The organism is Pseudomonas sp. LAMO17WK12:I10 (genome assembly GCF_900215185.1).
GTDB lineage: Bacteria > Pseudomonadota > Gammaproteobacteria > Pseudomonadales > Pseudomonadaceae > Aquipseudomonas > Aquipseudomonas chlororaphis.
In genome coordinates this window covers 235,115-256,025 of the sequence record NZ_OBDX01000005.1, presented here as the reverse complement: position 1 = coordinate 256,025, position 20,911 = coordinate 235,115, and the positions used below count along the sequence as shown (strand labels likewise).

The 20,911-nt window shown below is 57.5% G+C and carries 21 protein-coding genes, 1 tRNA gene and 5 pseudogenes; 5 read left to right on the top strand and 22 right to left on the bottom strand.

The window, feature by feature from the left end; translation table 11 throughout:
- A pseudogene (locus tag CRO75_RS32355) lies at positions 1–130 on the bottom strand (IS5/IS1182 family transposase); the annotation flags it as partial.
- Positions 131–393: 263 nt separating this feature from the next.
- Between CRO75_RS32355 and CRO75_RS32525 the strand changes: the two are divergent.
- A complete protein-coding gene (locus CRO75_RS32525; protein ID WP_143503903.1) occupies positions 394–2,382 on the top strand; it encodes a hypothetical protein in 1,989 nt (662 codons plus the stop codon).
- A gap of 147 nt (positions 2,383–2,529) precedes the next feature.
- Here the strand turns inward: CRO75_RS32525 and CRO75_RS08850 are convergent.
- The 4 genes and pseudogenes from CRO75_RS08850 to CRO75_RS08835 form a co-directional block, all read right to left on the bottom strand.
- Positions 2,530–2,760, bottom strand: a pseudogene (locus tag CRO75_RS08850) (DNA adenine methylase); the annotation flags it as partial.
- 146 nt (positions 2,761–2,906) lie between these two features.
- Positions 2,907–3,389 carry a lysis system i-spanin subunit Rz gene (locus CRO75_RS08845; RefSeq protein ID WP_097135014.1) on the bottom strand — a complete coding sequence of 161 codons (483 nt, stop codon included), beginning with the start codon at positions 3,387–3,389 and terminating at the stop codon, positions 2,907–2,909.
- A gap of 29 nt (positions 3,390–3,418) precedes the next feature.
- Positions 3,419–3,598, bottom strand: a pseudogene (locus CRO75_RS33190) (glycoside hydrolase family 19 protein); the annotation flags it as partial.
- Positions 3,597–4,025: a phage portal protein gene (locus CRO75_RS08835; RefSeq protein WP_256596198.1), complete on the bottom strand. Its 429-nt coding sequence runs from the start codon at positions 4,023–4,025 to the stop codon at positions 3,597–3,599. The pseudogene CRO75_RS33190 and the gene CRO75_RS08835, both read right to left, overlap by 2 nt.
- A 358-nt stretch (positions 4,026–4,383) precedes the next feature.
- On the opposite strand from CRO75_RS08835, the pseudogene CRO75_RS33185 reads away from it, so the two are divergent.
- From CRO75_RS33185 to CRO75_RS08820, 4 genes and pseudogenes are all read left to right on the top strand, one after another.
- A pseudogene (locus tag CRO75_RS33185) lies at positions 4,384–4,578 on the top strand (TraU family protein); the annotation flags it as partial.
- A gap of 21 nt (positions 4,579–4,599) precedes the next feature.
- Positions 4,600–5,214: pseudogene (locus CRO75_RS08830) on the top strand (conjugal transfer protein TraG N-terminal domain-containing protein); the annotation flags it as partial.
- Between the two features lie 279 nt (positions 5,215–5,493).
- On the top strand, positions 5,494–5,787 hold the full coding sequence (locus CRO75_RS08825; RefSeq protein ID WP_097135007.1) for a type II toxin-antitoxin system ParD family antitoxin: 294 nt from the start codon (positions 5,494–5,496) through the stop codon (positions 5,785–5,787).
- A gap of 2 nt (positions 5,788–5,789) precedes the next feature.
- On the top strand, positions 5,790–6,146 hold the full coding sequence (locus tag CRO75_RS08820; protein WP_062824842.1) for a type II toxin-antitoxin system RelE/ParE family toxin: 357 nt from the start codon (positions 5,790–5,792) through the stop codon (positions 6,144–6,146).
- Positions 6,147–7,400: 1,254 nt separating this feature from the next.
- On the opposite strand, the gene CRO75_RS08815 is transcribed toward CRO75_RS08820, so the two are convergent.
- The 17 genes from CRO75_RS08815 to CRO75_RS08735 form a co-directional block, all read right to left on the bottom strand.
- Positions 7,401–7,476: transfer RNA gene (locus CRO75_RS08815), tRNA-Lys, on the bottom strand.
- A 62-nt stretch (positions 7,477–7,538) separates the two neighbouring features.
- On the bottom strand, positions 7,539–8,228 hold the full coding sequence (queC, locus tag CRO75_RS08810; protein ID WP_097135006.1) for a 7-cyano-7-deazaguanine synthase QueC: 690 nt from the start codon (positions 8,226–8,228) through the stop codon (positions 7,539–7,541).
- Between the two features lies 1 nt (position 8,229).
- A complete protein-coding gene (queE, locus tag CRO75_RS08805) occupies positions 8,230–8,877 on the bottom strand; it encodes a 7-carboxy-7-deazaguanine synthase QueE (RefSeq protein WP_007931105.1) in 648 nt (215 codons plus the stop codon).
- A gap of 166 nt (positions 8,878–9,043) precedes the next feature.
- A complete protein-coding gene (ybgF, locus tag CRO75_RS08800) occupies positions 9,044–9,868 on the bottom strand; it encodes a tol-pal system protein YbgF (protein WP_007931106.1) in 825 nt (274 codons plus the stop codon).
- Positions 9,869–9,874: 6 nt separating this feature from the next.
- Positions 9,875–10,372 carry a peptidoglycan-associated lipoprotein Pal gene (pal, locus tag CRO75_RS08795; RefSeq protein WP_003178634.1) on the bottom strand — a complete coding sequence of 166 codons (498 nt, stop codon included), beginning with the start codon at positions 10,370–10,372 and terminating at the stop codon, positions 9,875–9,877.
- Between the two features lie 52 nt (positions 10,373–10,424).
- The gene (gene tolB / locus CRO75_RS08790; RefSeq protein ID WP_007931107.1) at positions 10,425–11,684 is read right to left on the bottom strand and encodes a Tol-Pal system beta propeller repeat protein TolB; all 1,260 of its coding nucleotides are present in this window, start codon (positions 11,682–11,684) and stop codon (positions 10,425–10,427) included.
- A 38-nt stretch (positions 11,685–11,722) separates the two neighbouring features.
- On the bottom strand, positions 11,723–12,802 hold the full coding sequence (tolA, locus tag CRO75_RS08785; RefSeq protein WP_097135005.1) for a cell envelope integrity protein TolA: 1,080 nt from the start codon (positions 12,800–12,802) through the stop codon (positions 11,723–11,725).
- A complete protein-coding gene (tolR, locus tag CRO75_RS08780; protein ID WP_007931110.1) occupies positions 12,802–13,254 on the bottom strand; it encodes a protein TolR in 453 nt (150 codons plus the stop codon). The genes tolA and tolR overlap by 1 nt, the downstream gene beginning before the upstream one ends.
- 14 nt (positions 13,255–13,268) lie before the next feature.
- Positions 13,269–13,964: a protein TolQ gene (tolQ, locus tag CRO75_RS08775; protein ID WP_007931111.1), complete on the bottom strand. Its 696-nt coding sequence runs from the start codon at positions 13,962–13,964 to the stop codon at positions 13,269–13,271.
- Positions 13,954–14,421 carry a tol-pal system-associated acyl-CoA thioesterase gene (ybgC, locus tag CRO75_RS08770; RefSeq protein WP_025805902.1) on the bottom strand — a complete coding sequence of 156 codons (468 nt, stop codon included), beginning with the start codon at positions 14,419–14,421 and terminating at the stop codon, positions 13,954–13,956. The genes tolQ and ybgC overlap by 11 nt, the downstream gene beginning before the upstream one ends.
- A gap of 139 nt (positions 14,422–14,560) precedes the next feature.
- Positions 14,561–15,619, bottom strand: a complete 1,059-nt coding sequence (gene ruvB / locus CRO75_RS08765; protein WP_062824837.1) for a Holliday junction branch migration DNA helicase RuvB — start codon at positions 15,617–15,619, stop codon at positions 14,561–14,563.
- Positions 15,620–16,228 (bottom strand): Holliday junction branch migration protein RuvA, encoded by a 609-nt coding sequence (gene ruvA, locus CRO75_RS08760; RefSeq protein WP_007931117.1) that lies wholly within the window; start codon positions 16,226–16,228, stop codon positions 15,620–15,622. It abuts the gene before it with no gap.
- 114 nt (positions 16,229–16,342) lie between these two features.
- Positions 16,343–16,867, bottom strand: coding sequence for a crossover junction endodeoxyribonuclease RuvC (gene ruvC / locus CRO75_RS08755; RefSeq protein WP_007931118.1), 525 nt, complete (start codon positions 16,865–16,867; stop codon positions 16,343–16,345).
- 157 nt (positions 16,868–17,024) lie between these two features.
- Entirely contained in the window at positions 17,025–17,771 is a 747-nt protein-coding gene (locus CRO75_RS08750; protein WP_007931120.1) for a YebC/PmpR family DNA-binding transcriptional regulator, read from the bottom strand.
- Positions 17,772–17,888: 117 nt separating this feature from the next.
- Positions 17,889–19,664: an aspartate--tRNA ligase gene (gene aspS / locus CRO75_RS08745; RefSeq protein ID WP_092417533.1), complete on the bottom strand. Its 1,776-nt coding sequence runs from the start codon at positions 19,662–19,664 to the stop codon at positions 17,889–17,891.
- 96 nt (positions 19,665–19,760) lie between these two features.
- Positions 19,761–19,982, bottom strand: coding sequence for a zinc ribbon domain-containing protein (locus tag CRO75_RS08740; RefSeq protein WP_007931131.1), 222 nt, complete (start codon positions 19,980–19,982; stop codon positions 19,761–19,763).
- 261 nt (positions 19,983–20,243) lie between these two features.
- Positions 20,244–20,717 (bottom strand): Dps family protein, encoded by a 474-nt coding sequence (locus CRO75_RS08735; RefSeq protein ID WP_009045289.1) that lies wholly within the window; start codon positions 20,715–20,717, stop codon positions 20,244–20,246.
- Between the last annotated feature and the right edge of the window lie 194 nt (positions 20,718–20,911).

Genomic DNA, 20,911 nt, shown 5'->3' with positions numbered 1-20,911 from the left:
TCAACGGATAAGCCGGACGACCACCTCACCCTTCGGGTAGTGCGGCTCAATCAGGGTGATCAACCCTTTCCATGCGAGTTTGTTTGCGCTTGCCGGCGTACTCGGCGTCGGCAAAGGTCATCTGCTTCATCGGAAAACTCGGTGACGGGTGTCCGTGGATTTTGCCAAATCAGGAAGTCTTTTTCAGAGTTTTATTAGCGCGCCACATTGACAAATTCAAATTTTTTAGCTCGATATATTATAAGTCAATTCTCAATCTAATACTAAGCTTCAAGCCGTTGAGTATTTCCAGCCTGAGTCCATTCAAGGTTATGAAATTCTTAATTTTGGCTATGCTCATGTTTTTTAGAAAATTCCAAACCTAACCATATCCACTGCTGTAAGGAGCTCATTATGGCTACCGTCGTCGAGGCGTATCTAGGAATATTTGGCCCCCCTACGGACAAGAAAGGGCTATGTATTTGGAGGGGGGAAAAAGTAGTAAATACTATCGGCCAGATTCTTTGGCAACCCATTTATCAAGCTTTCGTGATCGATGAGGTTATGAACAATCCACCCGCTATTACGATCACTGGAAACACAATTTATGCGTTCTATCCAAGCTCATCAAACCAGACCAGCTATCTTTATTACAATACAGGAAATGCCACTACTTTGGAATGGTCTGATCAGCAGATCGTAACTTTCTACGATCCATTAGTATCAAAGGACATCCCTGTGGAAACATCAACGGGGGCCGGAGCAGCAACCTTCAATGGACAAGTATATGTATTTTGGCAAGGGGTAAGTTCCTCTGGCACGGGTAACAGCTCCAATGAAACTTTGTTCTATCGGACAATGAGTAACACGGCCTGCTATCAAATCAACCCGCAACAGAGCGTCGATGGAAGCAGTGCTGGTGCCGTAATGACCAATTGCCCGTCGGCCGTTGTATTCAACAATTTGCTATATGTTTTCTACCGCGGCCCTTCAAGCATCTCGAATGCAGGTCCGTGGTACACCTACTCGAGTGATGGTAGTACCTGGTCATCAAGTACGGCAGTGCCAAATGTCGCAATGGCTAGTTCTCCCTCGACGGTCGTCTTTACTGATCCATCCAGCGGCGAAGAGAAACTCTATGTTTTCCATGAGGGAGAAGGGGGAGGTAGTCCCGATCACGAGCTTTTTTATTTTGTAATGGATACGTCGGGAAATTGCTCCGGCGACACGCAAGTTCCCAACGTCAGCATGTCCGCAGTCCCATCAGCAGGGATCTATGACGGCATGATTTACGTTTTCTACCAAGGCAGCAATACATCGACATTCTGGTACGTCTACTCCTCTGATGGAAGCACTTGGAGCGAGCCATATCAGGTTGCCACTCTCAAGATTTCTTATGCGCCTAGCATCGTGGAGTTCAATTCAAAAATTTATCTTTTGATGCAAGGCCCCGGAAATGACAAAATTCTCTGGTTCGCCACTTTAGTTCCTGGATCAACACCCGCAGTCGTTCCCATGACTGCTTTGCCGAATGGTGCAAATTCCACGCAGCGCGGCCCATCAACAATAGTATTCAATGGAAATTTATGTTGCTTTGTTGAAAGTCCAAGCATAGGTGGAGCCCTGCTAGTTTCCTCCCTTGGTGACGCAGGATGGAGTGGGCAAGACCAAATTTTTGGCGGTGGAACGATGTCATCAGCGCCATCTGCAGTGGTGTTTGGACCATATGCCTATGTTTTCTTTCAAGGAAGTAATAACAGCCTGCAATCCTACATCTGGAAGGAGTGGGACAGCCCGGTACAGGTGCCCAATGCCAATATGACGTCCTCGCCGTCGGCTGTCGTGTTCAATGAGCAATTATATGTATTTTACAACACAACAGCCAATACCGTGGCTTATAGCATCTCGAACGTACAAGGTGGCCAGGGGAGTAGCTGGTCCAATGTGAATACGGTCCCGATCAATACTGAGAACAGTGGCATAAACAATAGCGTGGCGCCTTTTGCCGTTGTTTTTAATGATGAGTTGTATATCTTCTACATGGGTGCCCCACCCAGCGATGCTTCGTATCATAACGCCTTGTCTTATTACAAACTATCTGCCTCTGGTGAGTGGAGCGATTGGTGTGGCGTTCCTGATTCAACCGGTTGGTCAGAGCAGAATGGGGGTAATTTCAGTCCGGGACCGGCGGCTGGTGCCTTCGTTTCTACTGATAATGTACTCTATATCGTTTATCAAAACGGAAGCGGAGAACTTTACTACGTATCCACAACCAGCGGAGACAGTATTAGTGGTTGGACGGCGCCAGTGGAACTCAGCAACCAGGTTCCGCAAGCCACTCCCCCTACGGACGGCCAGGTGACGGACTGGACTATTAATCTGGGGTTTTTCCTGGCTTCGTGATTTTGATGAGCGCAGTGGATGTAGCTACCCTGCCGGGATTAGCTCTTTTGGCTCAGTGAAATGATAGTTAGGGACACCCTGAAAAAGACTTCCTGATTTTGGCAAAATACCCAGACTCCACCCGCCGAGTTTCCCGATGAAGCAAATGAACTGGCGCACAAACTCTTCAAGGTGATTCTGCACGACGCGATAAAGCGTCACCAGGTCGCCATTGATGTCGTTAAGCACCTCGACGGGAGCCGGCTGGGGACGCATGAAGTACAACGCGGCACCACCGGCAAAGACTTCAACGTAGCATTCGTGTGGCGGGAAGAGCGGAATGAGACGGTCGGCTAGGCGGCGTTTGCCACCCATCCAAGGGATGATAGGAGTAGACATTAAGAGCAAGACCTTTACTGTATATATAGGTGCTAAGCTCGCCGCGCTTTGTGCACGGAGCAGGAGCCTTGGCTGGACTTGCTGGGGCAATCTGCAGGGACGGCGGCCGGGGTGGATGTTGACGCATCCAGACCGGCCGCTCCTTTTCACTTCGGTGTAGATACTTTTCTGGCGTACGCCTGACAGGCTGCCAGGGCGATCAGTCCTTGATCGCCGTCGTTGGTGATTCCGATAATTCGTTGAGCATGCGCTGGGTCAAGTCGGGCGCGTGCGGCTCCATGAACCACGCCGCTGGCGGTGGTGGTGGCCGGCACTGCACATCCGCTGCCGGAATCGGTAGCCTCGAGGAGGACTGACAGGCGCAGATCAGCAGTGGCAAGACGGTCACGCAGGCGACCTTGATCACGTTGTGCATCGCTTAAAACTCGGTAATGGGTTTGATCACTGGCCTGCAGCTGCTGCTCCAGGGCCAGGCGTTTGTCTTGTTCTTCACGCTGCCGAGCGGCCAGATTCAGCTGATTGAAGCTTTCCACCTGCAGCCGGGCTTGTTGCTCCAGCTGCTTGCCGTAACGCCAGTCCTGCAGGATCCAGCCCCCCCGGCCACCCAAGGCCAATCCCAACAACAACATCAAGCCAGCAAGCCGCCAGTTCAGCGCCTTCACATCAGCACCTGCTCGGCTCGCCTGTAGATCGCCAGACGATCATACAGACCGTTGAGTCCACCGTTGATCCGTCGGGTGATGGCCTCGAACGCCGAGGGCCCCTTGTCGGCCAGCGAATTGAGGCCGGCCAGGTGCCAGAACCAGCCGGCCGAGTCGGCAGCGTGCTCTGGCCGCTCAGACCGGTTTCACGTCGACCACCTTCAGTGGCTTGTCGGATTTCTTTTTCTTGCCCTTGGCCTTTGCCTTGCCCTTCTTGCCGCCGTTGCACTCCAGCGCTGTTGACCAGCCGGAGGCGTCGACCGTCTGCTCGACGCTGTCGACCAGGTAGCCGGAACACACGTGGTACGCCACAGGCGAACCCAGCCCATCGAACTCGACACCTTCCACCAGGTCCACACGATCCATGCTGCCGTTCGGGTTGCCGACACGGTCGGACTCGATCAGCTGCAGCCGCGTACTGAAGATGCAACCGGGACGCTCCTGGTCCGGGCTGGCCACGAACACGTCTCCCGCCACCATTGACGACACCAGCACCAGGGCTTGCAGCTGGTAATGGTTGAGCGTCGCTTCGGCGTCGCACTCCCTCGGGTCATCGGCGTACACCAGGCCAAGCCGCACCACTGCTGAACACTCTGGTTCTAAGCAATGTCCGCGAGCCGAATTGGTACTTCAAGGGGCGCGTCCTGACCTTCGATCAGGCTATGCAACTGGTCAACCAGTCGGGGCTCCCGAGCAGTGCAGCGTCACAGCCAGCCGAGCAGCACCTGGGCGAACTGGGCACACGGTTTGGCGCAACCCCGGGCTGCAAGCAGTGCGAGGAAGCCCAAAACATCGGGCTGCCTTTCTGCCCGGTATGCGATGCGAAATTCTACGAAGCCCCTGATAAGCCGAGTGCGACGGCTGAGCATGATGAGCCCGCCAAGCTAGTGAAAATATCGCGCATTCGGGAATCTATGCCGTCATGGCGCAACGAGCGGGTGACCTTACAACCCGTAACGGCCAGGTCCACGCTTACCTCCCAATGCTCGCAAAGCCACAGGACGGCTATTGGCCGGCCGGTGAATTGAAAGAAGGCGATAGCACGACCGGCAAGTGGCAGGAGCTGACGCCAACGCTCAGCCAATCCTGCGCGGTATTCCCAAATAACGGCCCCCAGGTTCAAGCGGCAGATGGTGGATACGGGCCATCCCGAGCGCGCTTGTTCATGCGGCAACCTGACTTAGGGTCATCCGCAAGTACATCTGAAACTCTCAAGGACCTGAACTGGATTGGTTCCCACTTTTTTCTGAACACCTCCGGCTACTACAACACCGATTACTCCAAGACTCCACGCACCTCATGGCCATACAACGCCAGTCGTGATGCAGGCCTTCCAGAGGTGTCTGGCGGCGGTGGTTATCCGACTTGCAAACAATGGTGGTCTGACGGAGGCATCGGGTTGAAAGACCGCCTGCAAGCCCAAGTTGATCCGGATCTGATGACCAAGTTCCTCGGATGGGCTAAGTGGTTGTCGTCGGATGAGGTCAATGAGGCGGTGATCAGGCAGCTGGTATCCCCTTCTAGCCAAATCCAGGGAGACGTCTACTCGGACTACGGAGGACAGATTGGGGGAACCGTGTGGAACGGTATGGCGCGTACAGGAGGCACGTTCGGTATCGCTTTAGGATCGTTGGCTTACTTCCCGGCAATGGACATGGTTAGACAAGCGCTACCAATGATCATGGCCTTTTTGAAGATGGCAATGGTGATATGCATACCAATGGTTTTAGTAGTCGGGGCATACCCAGTGCAAACATGAAGAGCACTACAGCTACACCCAACACTGCTCTCGCAAGCCAGAGCACGGGCGAGGCTCCACTGGCAAATAGGACGGATACAGCTCGACCAAGGCCAAAGCCAACGCGATGTGCAAGTCCTGAGGATGTATGTGCGGTCATTGTTCGCGCCCCTTTTGAGCCTCAAAGATGAGGCACCTTGCTATCAGATATAAACTGAAAATTATGCTTTCGCAAGTGCGTTGGCATAATATGCCATTTCCATCACCACCCTTCCCAATCGGCTGGAGCAGAACATGGCCACTCGAAATGTTGTACTGACGCCCCATCACGAGGATGTCATCAAGGACCTGGTTAAGTCTGGTCGCTACCAGAACGCCAGTGAAGTCATGCGCGAAGCGCTGCGTCTCTTGGAGCAGCGAGAATCCGAGGAGGCGGCGAAACTTGAAGCTCTGCGAAACGCCACCTCTATTGGCCTGATGGACCTGGAGCAAGGTCGTTTCATCGAGGTCACGGGTTCCGGCGATCTGGGCCAGCTATTGGCAAACATCGGTGAGCAGGCCGCCCAATCAGTTGCCGAGAAACACTGAGCATGACGCAATACCGGATAACTAACACAGCCCTTTCTGATATCGCGGACATTCTCAAACACACACAAGTACATTTCGGTACCGGCGCCAGGGTTAGGTATCAGGAACTGATCCGCACCGCGATCGAGGATCTGGCCCTCGTACCAACGCGGATTGGCAGCAGCATGAGGGACGAGGTTGCGTTCGGATTAAGAAGCTTTCACCTGGTCCACTCTAGAAAGAGAGCTGCCACTGCAAATGGCATGGTCCAGAGCCCTCGCCATATCGTCTTCTATCGGCTTGCCGAGGACGAAATCATCGAGATCGTCAGGATACTGCACGACGCAATGGAGGCCAGGTTGCATCTCCCCCAGGACTGAGCCTGCAAATGGACCAAAAGGAAAATGGCTCCTAAAAGCGAATGGAATGGTTCACAAGGGTAAAAGCCCTACCTGAAAGGGCCGGCTTTAGCCGGTGAAATGGCCATTGGTACCCTCCCCTGAATAGAACTGAGCTACACGTCACTCTTGGCCGGTTGGAATGAACAAGCCGGGAATCAAAATTTGCGCTGCCATGTACAGCACAAATCCAATTAGCGGGATGGCTACAGCCCCTAATAGGAGAAGCTCAATCTTGGTTGGTCTCATGCTTACTCCATTGGTGGATTATCCCCATAGATTAAAACCTGCGAGACATTCTCGCCTGGCCATCATCGAACCACCTCAAAGAAAAGCAAATTCATAGCAGGAGTCATTTTCCAGGCGAAGGCAACACTCAGGAACTGAATGATGTCATATCGCCTTTGAAATGCGTTAAGGCTCGGATGTTGTTTTTCCATTGAACGGGACTCTCCAGATAGTGGAAAAGCCCGCCCCATGAATCTTTCATGGAGCAGGAAATGTTCTCTCTCTTCCGCCGCGGAAAATCACCAGCTTTACCGCAGCAATCCCCCCAGGGCTTCATCCGCCCATGTAACCAGTCCAGCGCCATTGGAAGGCTCACTTCCACAGAAAGCTCAAAGCGATACAACCGAGATTGCCGCTTTGCTGAATCTGCTTGATAACATCACTTCGCCACTACAGCCAGAAAGTGACCTAGAACAATCCTCTGCGGCAAAGACCGTGCCTTCTGGCCTGGAAGACGCCCAGCCAGTACCACCTTCTGACACTGGAAGTGAAATGGTAGCTATCCGAGACCTCAGTCCTGTTCACATTGATGATCAATAGGGTCGGCATCAAGTCATATAACTGGAGCTGAACCAGTTCAACCCAGACCTGGAAGCTGGGACAGGTCAACGAGTATGCAGACTAAATCACTATCTGGATTGGGTTACATAGACCCAGATCTGGAGGAGCTCGCTCAACCTAAATTCCGCTAGATGCCTACAGGGTCACGCATTCTAAGCAGGGCCCAGTTGACAAAGTTGCACAGGCTCGCTCCCGAGCCTCGCAATATTCCATATTGACATCACGTCGGCTCGAAACTATGGTTCGCCACAGACGGCTGCATGTCTGTAAGTATGTTTTGTGCCTTAAACACCTTCCAGCCCCGCACCTACACGTTTCTGCAGGCAAAAAAAAACCCGAAAATCCTCACTTTCGTGGGCCTTTCGGATTTTAAATACTGCTAGAAAATGGTGGGTCGTGTGGGATTCGAACCTACGACCAATTGGTTAAAAGCCAACTGCTCTACCAACTGAGCTAACGACCCGCTGTGTGGTGGCGCGTATAATACTGATTTATAAAAAGAATTCAACACCCAATATGAAAAAATCAAAAATAAGGTGTTGGGTCGCTGACACCGGCCGCGGCAAAACCTTCCGCGCGCAGACGGCAGCTGTCGCACTTGCCGCAAGCACGCCCTTGATCATCGGCCTGGTAGCAGGACACGGTCAGGCCGTAATCAACCCCGAGCTTGACGCCCGCCTTGACGATATCGGCCTTGCTCAGGTTCTGCAGCGGTGCCTGGATACGGAACCCCTGCCCCTCTACCCCGGCCTTGGTCGCCAGGTTGGCCATGCGCTCGAAGGCCTCAACGAACTCCGGACGGCAATCCGGATACCCCGAATAGTCCACGGCGTTGACGCCAATGAAGATGTCCCGCGCGCCCAGCACTTCCGCCCAGCCCAGTGCCAGGGACAGGAACACGGTGTTACGCGCCGGCACGTAGGTGACGGGGATCCCTTCGCTCGGAGCCTCGGGCACATCGATGGAGCTGTCAGTCAGCGCGGAACCGCCGATACCGTTGAGGTTGAGGCCGATCACCTTGTGCTCGACCACGCCCAGGTCGCGAGCGACACGTTCAGCCGCCTGCAACTCGGCGCGATGACGCTGGCCGTAATCGAAGCTCATGGTATAGCAGCGATAGCCTTCGGCGCGGGCCATGGCCACCACGGTGGCCGAGTCCAGACCGCCGGACAGCAGGATTACTGCACGCTTTTCAGTGGCAACTTGTTCATTCATATCAGCGCCCCGGCTCGTCATTCCAAAGATATTTATGCAGCTGCAATTGCAGGCGCACCGGCAGGTTGTCCGCAACGATCCAGTCCGCCAGATCGCGCGCATTGAGGTCGTGATGGCTCGGCGAGAACAGCACCTCGCCCGCCCGCCGCTCCAGACCATACTGGATCAGCTTGGAAACCGCCCAGTCATAGTCCTCGCGGGAACAGATGACAAACTTGACCTGGTCGTTCGGCGTCAGCAGTTCGATGTTTTCGTAACGATTGCGCTGAGCTTCCTGCGACCCCGGCGTCTTCAGGTCGAGCACACGACTGACCCGCGGATCGACCGCGGAAATATCCAGGGCTCCGCTGGTTTCCAGCGAGACTTCGTAACCGGCGTCACACAGCTGCTTGAGCAAGGGAATGGCATTAGGCTGCGCCAGGGGCTCGCCGCCGGTCACACAGACGTAACGCGGGCGGAAACCGGCGACCTGCTCGAGAATGCTCTCGAGGGTGCGGATGCTGCCACCGCTGAAGGCGTAGGCACTGTCGCAGTATTGGCAACGCAGCGGACAACCGGTCAGGCGCACAAATACGGTGGGCAGGCCGGCAGTCCGAGTTTCACCCTGCAACGAGTAGAAAACTTCGGTAATTCTCAATGTGTCTTGCATAGTCGCCACGGGCGTAACAGCTAAACAGGCTGTCCGCCTCCGTCAGGCACCTCGAGGAATCCCGCAAACACGGTAATCCCAGGAAGCGTGTTTCATAAAAAGGGTATGGATTCTAACGAAAAAACCCGCGGCAAGCGCGGGTTTCTTCAAAACAGCTCAAACTCGATTACATGCGTTGCAGATCGCGCTGAGCCAGCTGGGCGGCGGAAGTACCCGGATATTGGGCCACCACCTGCTGCAGAATGCCCTTGACCTTGTCAGTGTGGCCCAGGCGGCGCTCTACGTCAGCCAGCTTGTACAGCGAGTCCGGCACCTTGGCATGCTTCGGATACAGCTGGGAGACTTTGGCAAATGCCTGGCCGGCACCTTGCAGGTCGCCTTTGGCCAGGTTCACTTCGCCCAACCAGTACTGGGCATTACCCGCGTACTGGCTATTCGGGTATTTACGCAGGAATGCGGCGAAAGCCTGGCTGGCCTTGTCGAAATCCTTGGCCTTAATCAGGTCGAAGGCAGCTTCGTAATACAGCTTTTCCTTCGCCGGATCGCCCGGTTCACTGCTTGCCGCTGGAGCTTGCGAGGCAGCCCCGGCAGCTGCACCGGCGGCACTGGCATCGCCACCGGCAGAAGAATTATCAGGAGTCGCGGCAGGTGCACCGCCCGCTCCAATGCGTCGATCAAGATCCTGGTAACGCTCCAGGCTTTCCTGCTTCATACGCGCAATATCGTTTTGCAGTACTTCAATCACACCTTGTTGCCGTGCGATTTGATCCTGCATTTGCTGCAGTTGCTGGAACAGCTCGCCCTGTGCCGAGACAGGGGTCGAAACCCCTCCCCCGGCATAGGCGCCGTTCGTGCCATAACCCGCTGGCGGATAACTGCCTCCGCTATTGTTATAGCCCGAGTTGTTATCGACCACAGGAACCGCAGCCCACACCGAAAGCGGCGCGAGGCTGAGAGCCAAGACAGTTAGAGCACGACGGCACGTTCGCATGACGAATTACTTACGCAGTTCGACGCGACGGTTTTGAGCCCAGGACTGCTCGTCGTTGCCGGTAGCAACTGGACGCTCTTCGCCGTAGGAAACCAGTTCCAGCTGAGCTGGGGAAACGCCTTGCAGCACCAGGTAGCGCTGAACGGCTTTCGCACGACGCTCGCCCAGAGCCATGTTGTACTCACGAGTACCACGCTCGTCGGTGTTGCCTTCCAGAACAACGCGAGCGCCGTTTGCTTTCAGGTCCTTGGCGTGAACGTCCAGAGCGCGCATGGCTTCTGGCTTCAGGTCCGAGCTGTCGTATTCGAAGTAGAAGGTGGTGATTGCGCGCAGAGCAGCTTCTTCGCTCAGGGAGCCGTCAACTGCACCGGTGTTAGCGCCGTAACCAGCGTTTGGATCAACAGCGCCTTCACCAGCGTTGTCGCCGCCTTTGGAGGAGCAACCTACAGCTACAGCCATGGCCAGAGCCAGCGCAGCAAACTTACCAAACTTCAGCATTTCCATCGTGAAACTCCTAATGAACCCCAGTGTGTTAAGTAAAACGTAAAGCGCCGCGTCAGTTCAGGTAAGGGGACCAGGACGGTTCTCTGACTTCGCCTTGAGCGGTAGGAAGCGGGAGCCTCACGCGTCCATTAATGGACACGAGCATCAAGACTCCCCGGCCCTGCTGGCGGGTGGCGTAGATTACCATGGTGCCGTTGGGCGCAACAGTAGGCGACTCATCAAGTGTGCTGTCGGTAAGGATTTTTACGTTGCCACGCTGCAAATCCTGAGCAGCTACCTTGAAGTTTGTGAAGCCGTCCTGCCGGTGAATCATGACCAGGGTTTTTTCGTCCGCGGACAGTTTCGGGTTGGCGTTGTAGTTGCCCACGAAAGTCACCCGTTCCGCACCGCCACCACCGGCACTGGTCTTGTAGATCTGTGGCTTGCCGCCACGGTCCGAGGTGAAGTAGATGGTCGAGCCATCCTTGCCCCAGAACGGTTCGGTGTTGATGCCAGGCCCCGCAGTCACACGCGAGATCTGACGCGAACCCAGGTTCATCACATAGATGTCCGGGTTGCCGTCCTTGGACAGCACGAACGCCAGGCGCTGGCCGTCCGGCGACCAGGCAGGCGCGCCGTTCAGGCCTTCGAAGTTGGTGATCTGCTCGCGACGGCCAGTGTCGATGTGCTGAACGAAGATGCGCGGACGCTTCTGTTCGAACGACACATAGGCAATGCGCTTGCCATCCGGAGCGAAGCGCGGCGACAGGATCGGCTCACGGGATTGCAGCAGGGTCACCGCGCGAGCGCCGTCATAGTCGGAGCGTTGCAGGGTGTAGCGCGTGTTCTTCTCGGAGAAACGCTCTGCCGTGACGTACAGCATGCGGGTCGAGAAGGCGCCCTTGATACCGGTGAGCTTTTCGAACGACTGGTCGGAGATGTAGTGAGCCATGTCGCGCAACTGGTCGACGCTGCCCGAGACGCTGCCGGTCAGCACTTGCTGTTCGGTGGCGACGTTGAACAGGGCGTATTGCACCTGCAGGCGACCGCCCGCCGGGACAATGCTGCCGACCATGATGTACTGGGCGCCCAGGGCCTTCCAGTCACGGTAGATGACTTCGCTGGCCTGGGTCGGCAGGCTGATCATGTTCTGCTTTGGAATCGGCGAGTAGTAACCCGAGTTGCGCAGGTCGTTGCCGATGATTTCCGCCATGTCGTCGGGCAGCACGCTGCCCCCTTGCCAACCGAATGGCACTACGGCGATGGGCGTGGCCCGGTCACTGCCACTGGTGACCAGAATGTTCTTTTCATCCGCTGTCGCTATCCCTGCCATACAGCAAATAACGACAAGCAATCCTCGAAGAAGGTTTCTCACAAGGCTAGATCCTCAGGTGTGAATGTCATCTTGAATGAACGATACGGAGCGAAATCGCTCGGCTTCATTCCCTGCATTTCTGTCAAACGTCCAATGTTCTTGACCGCAGCTACCGCCGAGGCATCGAACGGACCATCGCCGCTGGACTTGGCCACCGACACGGAAGTCACCGTACCGTCCGGCAACATGCCGATTTGCAGCACGACAGTCATGTTGTTGCGCGCCGAAGGAGGACGAGCCCAGCCTTCCGCCGCACGAGCACGAATCAGATCGTCGAAACTGCCCGCGACTTCGTCGCCCTGCTCGTCCGCCAAGGCCTGCTGACGCTGCGGCGTATCGGAAAGCAAATCAGCCAGGGCCTGGGCCTTTTTATCTTCGGCGGATTTACGCGCTGCTTCCTGGGCCTTTTTCTTGGCTGCGTCGGAGGCGGCTTTCTTCTTCGCGTCCTCGGCGACCTTCTTCTTCGCCTCGTCTGCTTCAGCTTTCTTCTTGGCGTCTTCCGCGGCTTTCTTCTTCGCGTCTTCGACTATCTTTTTCTTCGCCTCTTCAGCGGCCTTTTTCTTGGCCTCTTCTTCGGCGGCTTTCTTGGCTTCTTCTTCGGCTTTCTTCTTGGCTATATCAGCCAACTGTTTCTCTTCAGCCTTTTTCGCTTCCGCAGCCTTCTTCGCGTCGTCGGCTTTCTTGGCTTCATCAGCCTTCTTCGCCTCATCCGCTTTCTTGGCTTCGTCGGCCTTTTTCGCTTCCTCGGCTTTTTGAGCAGCCTCTTCTTTCTTTTGTTCCGCAGCCTTGACCGCTTCCTGCTCGACCTTTTTCTGCTCCATCTGCTCGACTTCGGTCTGGCGCGCGGCGGATTTCTTCGCCTCACCCGCAATCTTCTGATTGGTCTGGGTGGTCGCCTGACTTTTCGATTTCAGCTGATACAGGGTCGCCTGGACGATCGGCTTGGACGGCGGCAATTCCGGCGTCATGGCAAAACTGACGAACAGCATACCGAACACCAGAACGTGCAGGGCAATTGCCCACACGCTAGGCCAGAAGTAGCTTTCCGAGGCGGACGGCTCTCGCTGTTGCTGCATCAGGGCGCCTCGGTAATCAAGCCAACGTTACCGACGCCGGCCTTCTGCAGTCCGCCCATGGCGCCCATGACGGCGCCGTAATCGACGGACTTGTCGCCGCGAATGAACACCTGGGTATGCTTGCCGCCTTCATTGCCGGCGCGAATGATCTTGGTCACGGCGTCGGTCATCTGCGGCAAGGTCATGGCCTTGTCCATCTGCTTGTCGGTGTCGACTTCGCTGCCAAGGTTCCAGTAGTAGGTCTTGTCAGCCTTGATCGAAATGGTCAGGACCTGGGTGTTGTTGTCCTGCGGCAAGGCTTCGCTGGAAACCTTGGGCAGATCGACTTTCACGCCCTGATTGAGCATCGGCGCGGTCACCATGAAGATAACCAGCAGTACCAACATCACGTCGATGTAGGGCACCACGTTCATCTCGGCAACCGGCTTGCGTTTGTGGCGAACTCGGGCCATGGGGATTTACCTGCTCACTCTTCGCTGGTGTGCACTTTACGGTGCAGGATCGCCTGGAACTCGTCGGCGAAGGTGTAGTAACGGCTGATCAGGGTTTCGCCACGGGCCGCAAAGCGGTTGTAGGCGATAACGGCCGGGATCGCGGCAAACAGGCCAATCGCGGTGGCGATCAGGGCTTCGGCGATACCCGGTGCAACGGTCGCCAGGGTCGCCTGCTGGGCGCTGGCCAGGCCGCGGAAGGAGTTCATGATCCCCCAGACGGTACCGAACAGGCCGATGTAAGGGCTGACCGAGCCGACGGTGGCGAGGAATGGCAGGCTCTGCTCGAGCTTCTCTTCTTCGCGGGAGATGGCGACACGCATGGCACGCGCGACACCTTCCATGACCGCCTCGGGATCAACGCCCGACTGCTGGCGCAGGCGCGAGAATTCCTTGAAGCCGGCACGGAAGATCTGCTCCACGCCCGAATCAGGGTCCGGGTTGCTGCCCGCCTGACGGTACAGCTTGGACAGGTCGATACCCGACCAGAAGCGCTCTTCGAAGCTCTCCAGGGCGCGTCGACCGGCACGCAGCAGGTTGCTGCGCTGAAAGATCATGATCCATGAGGTCACCGATGCGGCTACCAGGGTCAGCATTACCAACTGCACAACGATGCTGGCATTGCTGACCAGGCTCCACATGGAGGAATGGTCGACGACGTTAGCTTCCACGCTTTATCTCCTGCTCTGAGTGTGTACCCGCGCCGCTCACGTCGGCGAAGGCCGCACGTAGAGCTTCGGGAATGGCCCGGGGTTTCAAATTGTCGGTGCGCACACAGGCCACCAGAAACTGCCCTTCGCAGAGCAGTGCATTATCCGTGGCTCGCCTGACCTGCTGTTTGAAGCGCAGGCTGGCCCGGTTCAATTCGATGACTTCTGCACTTACCAGAAGCTCGTCGTCCAGTCGCGCCGGCGCGTGGTAGCGCGCTTCGCTGGAATGCACGACGAACAACAGGTTCTCCCCTGCCAGCTGCGATTGGGCAAAACCCAGATCTCGTAGCCGCTCGGTTCGAGCCCGTTCCATAAACTTAAGGTAATTAACGTAATACACGATGCCGCCGGCATCGGTGTCTTCGTAATAAACGCGACAACGATGTGCGAACGACTCAAGCCCGTTTTGCGCGCGCATACTCTAGTGCTTACTCCTCAGGTTGCCAATCCGGCCGGGCAACTGTTTTTCATTCTCGAACGCCTTTCTGGCGAAATAACGGCAATGCCAGCCCCCTAGGACCGCACAAGCTGCGAATAAATCGCTGCCCAAGCGGTTATTAATCGTCCACGGCATCGAGGAATTCGTCTACCACAGGCATCTCCCCCAATCGTGACGGGATGTTTAGACCGAAATGCAGATAGGCATGCCGGGTCACCACACGCCCCCGCGGCGTACGCATGATATAGCCTTGCTGGATCAGATAGGGCTCGAGCACATCCTCGATGGTATGCCGCTCCTCGCTGATGGCGGCCGCCAGGCTGTCGACCCCCACCGGCCCGCCGTCGAACTTCTCGATCATGGTCAGCAGCAGGCGCCGGTCCTGGTGGTCGAAGCCACGTTCGTCGACATCCAGAAGGTTCAGCGCCAGGTCGGCGATGGGCTTGGTGATGTGGCCCTTGGCGCGAACCTCGGCAAAGTCCCTTACCCGGCGCAACAAACGGTTGGCGATACGCGGCGTCCCGCGGGCGCGCCGGGCGATTTCAAAGGCGCCATCCGGGTCCAGCGGCAAGCCGAGAATGCCGGCGGAGCGCCCGACAATGGTCGCCAGGTCCGCGGTGCTGTAGAACTCCAGGCGCTGGACGATACCGAAGCGATCGCGCAGCGGGTTGGTCAGCATGCCCGCGCGGGTCGTCGCCCCCACCAGGGTGAACGGCGGCAAGTCGAGCTTGATCGAACGGGCCGCCGGCCCTTCGCCGATCATGATGTCCAGCTGGAAATCTTCCATGGCCGGGTACAGCACTTCCTCGACAATCGGCGACAAGCGATGGATTTCATCGATAAACAGCACGTCGTGCGGTTCGAGATTGGTCAGCAGCGCCGCCAGGTCCCCTGGGCGCTCCAGCACCGGCCCCGAGGTGCTCTTGATCGACACCCCCATTTCCTGGGCGATGATGTTGGCCAGCGTGGTCTTACCCAGGCCCGGCGGGCCGAAGATCAGGGTGTGGTCCAGCGACTCGCTGCGCCCGCGGGCAGCCTGGATGAACAGCTCCATTTGCTCGCGCACCGTCGGCTGGCCGATGTATTCGGCCAGGCTGACGGGGCGAATCGCACGGTCCTGGACTTCCTCGCGCTCACGGGGGCCCGTGGCGGCGATCAGACGATCTGCTTCTATCACTTAAATCATTCCCTTCAGGGCGCGGCGAATCATGTCTTCACTGCTCAGGCCTTTTTCCTTGATCGCGGAAACGGCCTTGCTGGCTTCCTGCGGCTTGTAGCCCAGGGAGATCAGGGCGCTGACCGCATCGGTCTCGGCACTGGCCACCGGCATCGGCGCATCCGGCTGGTTCGGTACCAGGGCAAACATGCTCGGTACGGTTTCCCAGGCCTTGAAGCGGTCCTTGAGTTCGACCAGCAGGCGCTCCGCGGTCTTTTTACCGACCCCCGGCACCTTGGTCAGCGCCGAGGTGTCCTGCGCTTGCACGCAACGCACCAGCTCGTCGACCTCCAGGCTGGACATCAGCGCCAGTGCCAGTTTCGGCCCCACGCCATTGAGGCGAATCAGTTCGCGAAAGAAGTCCCGCTCGCGCTTGCTGGCAAAGCCATAGAGTAACTGGGCATCTTCACGCACGACCAAATGGGTGTGCAGGGTGAGCGGTTCACCGACCGACGGCAGGCGGTAGAGGGTGGTCATGGGGACTTCCACCTCGTAACCCAGGCCGTTTACATCGAGAATCAGGTACGGCGGCTGTTTTTCAGCCAAGGTGCCGCGCAAGCGTCCAATCACGTTTCAGATCCTTAGCTCAGGCCAGAACAGGGGCCGGCGAGTCATAGAGCGAAGATCCGGGCCGGGCAGACAGGCGCGGGACACTCCACTCATCAAATGTTTGCGCAGATGCTATCAGAGACGCAGGCGGCCGCCACGACTGCGTGCGGTACCCAGGCCGTGGGGCAGCAGACTGGAACGGGTGTGGGCATGACAGATGGCAATCGCCAGGGCGTCCGAGGCGTCGATCTGCGGCTTGCTGGTCAACTTGAGCAAGTGCATGACCATCATTTGCACTTGTTCCTTGTTGGCCCCACCGGTACCCGCCACGGCCTGCTTAACCTGAGTGGCGGTGTATTCGGCGATTTCCAGGCTCTCCTCGGCTCCCGCCACGATCGCCGCGCCACGGGCCTGGCCCAGTTTCAAGGCCGAATCGGCATTACGCGCCATGAACACCTTTTCAATGCCCATGGTCACCGGACCGTAGGTCTGAATGACCTCGCGAACCCCGCGATAGACGATTTGCAGCCGCTCATGCAGCTCGCCGGCGCCCGTGCGAATACAGCCCGAAGCCACGTACACGCAGCCACGCCCGGTATCACGTACCACGCCGTAACCGGTGATGCGCGAACCCGGGTCGATACCAAGAATAAGAGTCATAACGCCTGCAAAGAGAAAATTCGGTTGCCTAAGGTAACGCCGGGAGAAGCCGGAAAAACAAAAAATCGCAGCCTTCGACAGCTCCCCTACAGGTACAGCGTAACCCTGTGTGTAAAGGGGGGGAAACCGCCGAAGGCTGCGATCTTTTATCGCGCTATCAGCCGAGCTGCTCGGCAACCGACTGGGGAATATCCGCGTTGGAGTAGACGTTCTGCACATCGTCGAGATCTTCGAGCATGTCGATCAGCTTGAGGATCTTCTCGGCGCCTTCCAGATCCAGCTCGGCACTGGTGGTCGGCTGCATGACGATTTCCGCGTCATCGCCCTTGAAACCGGCCTCTTCGAGCGCGTTGCGTACCGCATAGAAGCCAGTGAACGAGGTAAACACATCGATCGAGCCGTCTTCGTGAACGACCACGTCATCGGCGTCGGCTTCCAGCGCCGCATCGGTCAGTGCGTCCTCATCGACGCCCGGCGCGAAGCTGATCTGCCCCTTGCGTTCGAACAGATACGCCACCGAACCGTCGGTGCCAAGATTGCCGCCACATTTACTGAACGCATGGCGCACGGCCGCGGCGGTACGGTTGCGGTTGTCGGTCATGCATTCGACCATCACCGCCACGCCGCCCGGGCCGTAACCCTCATAGGTCAACTCTTCAACGTTGTCGGCCTCGGTCGCACCCGCACCACGGGCGATGGCGCGATCGATGATGTCGCGGCTCATGTTGGCGCCCAGGGCCTTGTCCAGGGCCAGGCGCAGACGCGGGTTGGAACCCGGCTCGCCACCGCCCTGACGAGCGGCGACCGTCAGCTCACGGATCCACTTGGTGAAGATCTTGCCTCTCTTGGCATCCTGACGCTCTTTGCGGTGCTTGATGTTCGCCCACTTGGAATGACCTGCCATAACGCGCTCCAAATTCTCTTTGAAACATTGCCCGCAACGCCTTTAACAGCGGGCGGGCAACAAATATCTCGACCCAATAGAAAAAGGCGCATCCGAAGATGCGCCTTCAGGTCGGCCTTACTCAGCCTTTGGCTGTTCGCGCAAACGGATGTGCAGTTCGCGCAGCGCCTTGGCGTCGACCAGGCCAGGAGCCTGGGTCATCACGCAAGCGGCGCTCTGGGTTTTCGGGAAGGCGATCACTTCACGGATCGACTGGGCGCCGGTCATCAGCATCACCAGGCGATCCAGGCCGAACGCCAGGCCACCGTGCGGCGGCGCGCCGTACTTCAGGGCGTCCAGCAGGAAGCCGAACTTCTCTTCCTGCTCCGCTTCATCGATACCCAGCAGACGGAAGACCGCCTGTTGCATTTCCTTGCGGTGGATACGGATCGAACCGCCACCCAGCTCGGTGCCGTTGAGCACCATGTCGTAGGCACGCGACAGGGCGGTCGCCGGGTTGGCTTCCAGTTCTTCCGGCGAGCATTTCGGCGCGGTGAACGGGTGGTGCAAGGCGGTGAAGCTGCCGTCGTCGTTCTCTTCGAACATCGGGAAATCGACAACCCACATCGGCGCCCATTCGCAGGTCAGCAGGTTCAGGTCGTGACCGAGCTTGATCCGCAGCGCGCCCAGGGCCTCGCTGACGATCTTGGCCTTGTCGGCGCCGAAGAACACGATGTCGCCGTCGACCGCGCCCACGCGATCGAGGATCACATTCAGGTTGGCTTCCGGGATGTTCTTGACGATTGGTGACTGCAGACCGTCAACGCCATTGGCGCGCTCGTTGACCTTGATGTACGCCAGGCCCTTGGCACCGTAGATGCCGACGAACTTGGTGTAATCGTCGATCTGTTTGCGCGGCATGCTCGCCCCGCCAGGAACGCGCAAGGCGGCGATACGGCATTTTGGATCGTTGGCCGGACCGCTGAACACCTTGAATTCCACGTCCTTGAGCTGGTCGGCAACGTCCACCAGTTCCAGCGGGTTACGCAGGTCCGGCTTGTCGGAACCGTAGCGACGCATGGCTTCTTCAAAGGTCATGTGGGGGAATTCGCCGAATTCCAGATCCAGCACTTCCTTGAACAGGTTGCGGATCATGCCTTCGGTCAGGCCCATGATGTCTTTTTCATCGAGGAAGCTGGTTTCGATGTCGATCTGAGTGAACTCAGGCTGACGATCGGCACGCAGGTCTTCGTCGCGGAAGCATTTGGCGATCTGGTAGTAGCGGTCGAAGCCGGCGACCATCAGCAGCTGCTTGAACAGCTGTGGCGACTGCGGCAGGGCGAAGAAGCTGCCGGCGTGGGTACGGCTCGGCACCAGATAGTCACGCGCGCCTTCAGGGGTGGCACGGGTCAGGATCGGGGTTTCGACATCGAGGAAACCGTTCTCGTCCAGGTAGCGACGGATGCTGGTGGTCATGCGCGAGCGCAGACGCAGCTTCTCGGCCATTTCCGGACGGCGCAGGTCGATGAAGCGATAGCGCAGGCGGGTTTCTTCGCCCACGTCGGAGTATTCGTTGAGCGGGAACGGTGGGGTTTCCGCTTCGTTCAGCACTTCCAGCTCGTAACCCAGGACTTCGATCATGCCCGAAGCCATGTTGGCGTTGCCGGCACCGGCCGGACGCAGGCGCACCTTGCCGGTGATCTTGACCACGTATTCGCTGCGCACGCGGTCGGCGGCGGCGAAGGTTTCAGCGCGGTCCGGGTCGAACACCACCTGGGCCAGACCTTCACGATCACGGATATCGAGGAAGATCACCCCGCCATGGTCGCGACGACGGTGGACCCATCCGCAAAGGGTAACTTCCTGACCTTCCAGGCTTTCGTTCAGTTGGCCGCAATAATGGCTGCGCATCATGGTAGTGGTTTCACTTCTCGTAATTCGAAATTCGATGGGAGGCCTTGCGCACCTCGGGGTACCGGATAATGCAAGAGCTCGCGCGTGTCGTTCAACTTAATCAGCTTTGTCGCCACCGGCCAGGTTCTTCTTGGCGCCGGTTTTGAAGTCGGTCTCATACCAGCCCGAACCGCTGAGGCGGAAACCTGGCATGGACAGCATTTTTTTCAGCTCGGGCGCCTGGCAGGCAGGGCAATCGACCAACGCAGGCGCGCTGATCTTTTGAATGGCTTCCAGCTGATGACCACAGGAAGCACATTGGTAGTCGTACATGGGCATGAGAGCGTCTCGGCGTACTTAACGTCTGGCTTAACCCGTGCCGAGGCCCGGGTTATATAGCAAAGGGCGGGATTATATCCATTAAATCGACCCTGTGCAGCCGTATGACGGCGCCGATAGACCACCGCCCGCCGAAACAAAGCCAGCGCCCCGCTGCCATACCCCACTCATCGGGCCTGAGGACGAACAGCCATGATCGGACGACAAGTCACGCCCATAAAAGCAAATGGCGCCGATAACGGCGCCATTCGGTCTGCGGGACTATTGCTCGCTCAGCAGCGAGCGCAGCATCCACGCGGTTTTCTCATGCACCTGCATCCGCTGGGTCAGCAAGTCTGCGGTGGGTTCGTCGCTGACCTTGTCGATGATCGGGAAAATGCCACGGGCAGTGCGGGTCACAGCTTCCTGCCCCGCCACCAGTTGCTTGATCATCTCATCGGCGCTTGGCACACCCTCTTCTTCCTTGATCGAAGAAAGACGTGCGTAGATGGAATAGGCACCTGGCGCCGGGAACCCCAGGGCGCGGATACGCTCGGCAATCAGGTCCACCGCCAGCGCCAGTTCGTTGTACTGCTCCTCGAACATCAGATGCAGCGTGCGGAACTGCGGCCCCGTGACGTTCCAGTGGAAATTATGGGTCTTCAGATAAAGCACATAAGTATCTGAAAGCAGGCGAGAGAGCCCCTCCACGATGGATTTGCGATCTTCTGCGCTGATACCGATATCGATTGCCATGTCTATCTCCGTTAGTACATTGAATTCAACAGGTCAGGTACCGGACCACTCTAGCAAGACTGCCCTGCACCCGCAGCCCGGGATTGCCCGAGGCACTGCGACAAATTGCCCACCAAGCGGGCGGCCAGTACCTGCAAGAAGGTCCACGCCGGTTGTGACCCGCCTGGAAAGCCGCCGTTCCACTTTTTTGGGCG